The organism is Streptomyces sp. NPDC096311, assembly GCF_044763085.1.
GTDB lineage: Bacteria > Actinomycetota > Actinomycetes > Streptomycetales > Streptomycetaceae > Streptomyces.
Genome location: NZ_JBIWFN010000045.1, coordinates 1 through 5,692, shown reverse-complemented (window position 1 = coordinate 5,692; position 5,692 = coordinate 1). Strand labels below are relative to the sequence as shown.

Here is a 5,692-nt window from a genome sequence, read left to right as displayed (position 1 = left end):
CCGCCTTGTGTGCCGCCTTGGGTGTTGCCGGTGCCGCCTTGTGTGCCGCCTTGGGTGTTGCCGGTGCCGCCTTGTGTGCCGCCTTGGGTGTTGCCGGTTCCGCCCTGCGTGCCGCCCTGGGTGTTGCCAGTGCCGCCCTGCGTAGCGCCCTGGGTGTTCCCAGCGCCGCCCTGCGTGTTCCCGGTGCCGCCTTGTGTGCCGCCCCGGGTGTTCCCGATCTGAGTGTTATTGCTGTTGCCGTTCACCTCATTAAAAACATTTCCATAGGACCCGCCGTTGTTGAAAACAACGGTAACTCCTGCGGGGGTTTCAGGATCGTAGCGGAGTTCCGCGGAAGCCTGGCCCGCTGTTGCGCCTCCCAGTGCCACGGCAGCGACAAAAGGCAGAGTTGCGTAGATGCCAAACCTTTTCACGGCACCCCTTTCTTGCTGTAGACAGAGATAGAAATCTATGTGGACTAAAATGTCGCAACACATCACTCCATAACTACAGCGACACGGCAATGTCACCCATACAGAGTGTTAAGCAGACTGCGCCGTGATTGTGGGATTTATTTGCGTGCGGGACCCCTCATGGACCGCCGGGTCCAGGCCGATGCTCCTGTCGTGGACCCAGCCGGACTCATCGGGCTCGGCGACGTGTTCGAGCCTGTCGCGCACAGCCGCCACCACGCGGCCGGGAGGTCCGAGCGGCGCGTCGAGCATGTTCTGCTCGACCGGTCGACTCTTCTCCAGCTGTTCCAACTACTGGTGGGCGAGGCCTGCTTGGCGGCTCGGTCGACCTGCTCGCGAACGCCGCCTGCCCCGCCCCAGAACGGTGAGGCCGTCGCGATCACGACTGTGTCGTAGCGCGCCCTCGTCCTCCGGCATCAGGACCTCCAGGTGTCTTATGCGCTGCTCAACGCAGCGACAGCGCCTCCTGCAGTCTGTTGTCGCGATCAACGACGTGCCGACAAGCAAAAAGGGAGCGAGAACTCGGATCACTCTTCCCACGGCCGGATCCTCGGTTAGCTCTCTGAATCACATGCAGCGCGTCAACGCGTTCGTTGGACATTCCTCCATGACCGCCCCGCGCATGCTGCATTACCGCTGCACTCCCGCCGCCAGGCAGTCGACCAGAAAATGCAGAAATATTATTCGACTGGCGCCCGCGATAGGTTCGGCAGGGAGGTTCCTCGCCCCCGGCAGCGAGCGTCCACGTCTTCGACATCCTGAGCGAGGCCAGGATGCTGGGCGGCGCGTGGAGCATCATGGTCCTCACCCCCCCCGCCGAACGCTAGACAGGTCATCACGAATCAGGCGCCAAGCGACTACGGCGAAGCCCTGGCTGTCCGCCCAATGAGCGGTGCGCATCGTGAAGTCGCAGGTCACGGGTCTGGTGTGAATGGCGAGTTGGGTACTCGTGCCGGTCGGCGGCCGATGACCATGGCGTAGATCATCGGGCAGGTCCGGCTCCGGCGGGATGCCGGGCCCGGCTGCGCCCACGACCGGCCCCCGCCTGCGATCCGTCAGCAGGTCGGCACGCCGTGAGAACGCGGGAGAGCGCGGGGGATGCAGGAGCGGCAGTGGATCACCGCCCGCCGGCGCGAACTGGACGCCCTCGCCGAGGAGCTGGCCAAGCAACTCCAGGAGGTCCAGGCCGAGCGGGATGAACTGGCGATCGCGGAACGGGTGTTGAACCGCCTGGCCGAGCAGGCCCGGGCCGACGTCGGGGCTGCCGCTGCGGTATCGGCGAAGGTGGCCGGGCGGGCAGTCCTGCTCATCGCGCACCGCAGCGACGCGGCCGACGAGGGCGCGCTGCCCGGCGACTACCGCAAGATCCTGGCCATCGTGCGGGAGGCCGACGGCCCGGTGCAGGTCAGGGCGGTCGGCGAGCGGCTGGGCCTGGACGCCTCGGTGCGCGGCAAGCTGGAACCCTTGCGGGCGAAGATGACCAAGCTCGCCGACCGCGGCTGGCTGCACAAGCGGGGCGACGGGCGGTTCACGGCACGTCCGTAGTCGCGCGGGGCGCGCCCGTAACTGACGGGCCCCTGACGGCAGTTGAGTTGGTGTGACGAAAAACAACAGTTCCGTCGAGGGCCCTGACGGCCTTGTTTACACCGCCCGCCTGCCGCTGCCGAGTGCCACCCTGAACTGGCTCGCCGACCTGATACGCGGCCACCTCAAGAAGATCGGCTCGCGGTGGCGTGCCCTGCCCGCGGGGAAGATCGCCGCCATCGTGCTGGCGGTGCGGCGCTGTGACCAGCGGCCCGGCGACCTGGCCGGCGGCAACGCAGTACACCGCACCACCGTGACCCGATGGGTGAGGGAGGTCGTCAGCCTGCTCGCCGCCCGCGCCCCACGCCTGGACCGGGCCCTGAAGAAGATCGCCCGAATGGGCGGCGGCATCGTACTGCTGGACGGATCGCTGATCCGCACTCGGCGCAGAACCGGGAAGGAGAACCGGAAGAACTACTCCGGCAAGAACAAATGCCACGGCCCGCTCGTGATCGCCCTCACCGACGACCGGGGCCGACTGCTGTGGATCTCGGCGGCCCGCCCCGGGCGCACCTCGGAGATCACCGCCTGCCGACACGACAAGCTCACCCGGAAACTGCCGGAAGTCGGGCGCGGAGCCATCGCCGACCTGGGATTCATCGGCCTCGACGACGGCGGCCCCGACGCCGACCCGGCGGTGATCACCGGCTACAAGGCCGCCCGGAACCGGCCCCTGACGCGAGGCCAGAAGCTGTCCAACACGGCACTGGCGGCCGTCCGGGCACCCGTCGAGCACGGCTTCGCCCACCTCAAGAACTGGCGCGTCCTCGGCAAGGTACGCACCGACCCCGCCTGGGCAACCGCCCTGGTCCGAGCCTTGCTGGTCCTGACGAACCGCGAAGTCGCCCGATGACCGACGATCTTCACCAAAGTCACCTGCCGGCGACCAGCACGAGCCATCCCGATGCCCACGCACACCAGCCCCGTGACCAGCAACTTCAGCTTGCATACCGCTCATTGAGGTTTCCCGAGATGCGGAGGACAGTGACAGAGGGGCAGATGGAACTCGCCCGCGAGACCGGCATGCCCCGCGTCAGAAGTTGTGAACGAACTCCACGGGTCAGGGCCAACTCGGTTCCGCCGTGAGCGGTCAGCCTCTTAGGGACTGCTGGTTTTCGCCCACTTGCAGCAGAGGTGATGCGACGTGGACGATCCTCGCTCCTGGTAACAATCACCTCACCACCAGGCGAACTCGCCCCGGTGACGGGGTGTTCTGGAAGGGTGAGCCGCATGGACGACGGAGCCCTCCCGTTTCTTCACGTCAAGAATGAGCCCGGTGCGGTCGCGCGGTGCGGCCGGCTGGGCTCCACCAAGCATGTGAAGGGAGTCGCCCTTCTGGTTGTTCCGTTGCTGCTTGTGTCCGGGTGCAAAGGCAGATACCAGCAGCAGTACGAGGAGGGCTACAGAGCCGGCCAAGATGAATCAACTGTGTGCGAGGAGTACGACACACGAAGCGGAAGGGAACCATCCCGGCAGTGGATGGCAGGCTGCTCCGACGCCACTGCGGGCCGACCGGCCAATCCACCACATTCTCGTTCTCGGTGACTGGCTTCGTCGGCCTCGACGGTGGTGGCGACGACAGCAGCGACCCGGCGGTCATCACCGGCTACAAGAAGCCCAAGGGGCAAGAAGCTCCCGCCCGCGAAGAAGCGGGTCAACCAGCTGATCGCCGCAGAACGAACCGGCTGCGAACACCGCCTTCGCGCACCACAAGAACTGGCGCGTACCGACCCGGCTCCGCCTCGACGTGAAGGCCACCCGGCTCGTCCGCGCGCTGCTGGTCCTCAACTGGCACGCGATCGCCCGCTGACCGACGATCTTCACCGCAGACAGTCGCCGCCGACCAGCACGCGCATGGCCTCACCCACCCATGCCACCCCCGTGACCTGCACGTTCAAGATGAACACAACCCAATGACGAACTCCCGCCCTCCCGCGCTGGAAGGGCGGGAGTTTGCGATGGGGAGGTCACGTTCGCAGGTGGCGATCGTCGACCAGGACGGTGCGGTGCAGGTCACCGGAATCTACCCAACGGGGTCGGGACGGTGCTGCGGGTGATCGGTGATCCGCGTCCATGTGGTCCACGCGCCGTGTCAGGCCGGTGGTGCCAGGCGTTTTCACGCCCGCCCGGGGGACGTCATCCGCCCGCGGCGTCCTCGGCCTCCCAGCGCAGCAGGTCGCCCGGCTGGCACTTGAGCACTTCGCAGAGCGCGGCGAGCGTCGCGAAGCGCACCGCCTTGGCGCGGCCGTTCTTGAGTACCGCCAGGTTGGCGGGCGTGATCCCTACGCGGTCCGCGAGGTCGCCCACGGACATCTTCCGCCTGGCCAGCATCACGTCGATGTCGACGATGATCGGCATCAGATCACCTCGTCCAACTCGGCCTGCATCTGCGCCGCTTCGACGTCGCGCGCGACGGCCTGGGCGAGCAGCATCCGCAGCACGAGCACGATGAGCGCGACCCCCAGGATGGCCACGCCGACCCCGCCCATGATGACGGTGACGCCCGGGTCGTCCCGCTGGCCCGGCGCATTGATGGCCGTGACCGTGAACCACAGGAGGGCGGCCGACACGATCGCGCCGATCACGGCGTCCACGTACCGGAAGGCGGCATGGGAGAACACGGTTCCGCGTCGCACCATCGACACCAGCCGCCATACGCTGACGAGGGCGACCTGGGCCGACATCATGCCCAGGATCGTGATCACGCGCAGCGGGGTCAGCGGGAGCGACCCGTCCTCCGGGTCGCTCCCGCTGACCAGCACCCACACCATCCCTGCCTGTACGAACACGGTGCCGGCGAGCACCACCACGAGCACAGCGCGAAGCGCACGCACTGCCAGCTTTCCCATACCCCATCCTTCCATCGAATTACGATGGGAATCTATCGAAATTCGATAGGTGAAGCAAGGGGTGAGGCGGAGGATGGGCGGCGGTTTCGCACCGCGGCGGGACGTCGCCCCCTCCCACGGCATGGCGTTCGCGCGAACCGTCTTGATCTTGTCGAAGTCGGCCTCACTTGAGTACGAATCGGACGTCACCCGACTACGCCGAGGCCCTGCTCCCGCACCTGCCCCGCCTGCGGGTATGTGTCCGGCGAGAACCGCACCACGCAAGAGAAGTTCGAGTGCACCCGGTGCGGACACACCGCCAACGCCGACCATATCGGCGCACTCAACGTCGCTATCAGGGCCGGGCTGGTCCTTCCCGGCGTGGCCTAGCCACCGGCTCTCGATGTCGTGCCGCGAGAGGCTGTCGAGGCTCCAGCCCCTGAAGGCTAGACGGACGACACGAACGAGTCATAGGTGGCCGCGATCAGGCAACCAAACTGAGTTGCGGGCTCATCTGGTCTTGAGGATGATGCTTCGGATGTCGTGACGTCGATGGCGTGAGTGTCCGCGCCTGGGGAGTCCACTGCGACGCGCACCTTGAACTCGCCGCAGTCTCCCACCTGGTGTACGAACCGGGTCAGTTGCTCGACGTCGCCGACGGCGATGCGGCCGTCCGGCAGTAGTAGTGAGCCGTCGAAGACCGTGGTGAATGCGGGGTCAGCGGCCTGTGCTGAGCTTGTTCCTTAACCTCCGGCTTGATCATCAACGTTCGCCAGGTCACTCGTTCGGGTGATCGCCGGACGTGGGTACGGCCTTCTCGTGATCCTG

General features: G+C 66.5%; 7 protein-coding genes. 4 read left to right on the top strand and 3 right to left on the bottom strand.

The features are described 5' to 3' along the window. Positions 1 to 413: hypothetical protein (locus ACIRA5_RS52190; RefSeq protein ID WP_403705352.1), on the bottom strand; the 413-nt coding region annotated here is incomplete at its 3' end. A 1,137-nt stretch (positions 414 to 1,550) separates the two neighbouring features. Between ACIRA5_RS52190 and ACIRA5_RS52185 the strand changes: the two genes are divergently transcribed. Both ACIRA5_RS52185 and ACIRA5_RS52180 read left to right on the top strand, forming a co-directional pair. After that, a complete protein-coding gene (locus ACIRA5_RS52185) occupies positions 1,551 to 1,997 on the top strand; it encodes a hypothetical protein (protein ID WP_403705349.1) in 447 nt (148 codons plus the stop codon). A gap of 52 nt (positions 1,998 to 2,049) precedes the next feature. After that, positions 2,050 to 2,889, top strand: a complete 840-nt coding sequence (locus ACIRA5_RS52180; protein ID WP_403705346.1) for a transposase family protein — start codon at positions 2,050 to 2,052, stop codon at positions 2,887 to 2,889. Between the two features lie 1,283 nt (positions 2,890 to 4,172). Here ACIRA5_RS52180 and ACIRA5_RS52175 read toward each other — a convergent pair. Both ACIRA5_RS52175 and ACIRA5_RS52170 read right to left on the bottom strand, forming a co-directional pair. After that, entirely contained in the window at positions 4,173 to 4,394 is a 222-nt protein-coding gene (locus ACIRA5_RS52175) for a helix-turn-helix domain-containing protein (protein WP_403705344.1), read from the bottom strand. Then, on the bottom strand, positions 4,394 to 4,885 hold the full coding sequence (locus ACIRA5_RS52170) for a DUF2975 domain-containing protein (RefSeq protein WP_403705341.1): 492 nt from the start codon (positions 4,883 to 4,885) through the stop codon (positions 4,394 to 4,396). The genes ACIRA5_RS52175 and ACIRA5_RS52170 overlap by 1 nt, the downstream gene beginning before the upstream one ends. 177 nt (positions 4,886 to 5,062) lie before the next feature. On the opposite strand from ACIRA5_RS52170, the gene ACIRA5_RS52165 reads away from it, so the two are divergent. After that, positions 5,063 to 5,254: a zinc ribbon domain-containing protein gene (locus tag ACIRA5_RS52165; protein ID WP_403705409.1), complete on the top strand. Its 192-nt coding sequence runs from the start codon at positions 5,063 to 5,065 to the stop codon at positions 5,252 to 5,254. A gap of 167 nt (positions 5,255 to 5,421) precedes the next feature. Next, positions 5,422 to 5,547, top strand: a complete 126-nt coding sequence (locus tag ACIRA5_RS52160; protein WP_403705338.1) for a hypothetical protein — start codon at positions 5,422 to 5,424, stop codon at positions 5,545 to 5,547. Positions 5,548 to 5,692 lie beyond the last annotated feature (145 nt).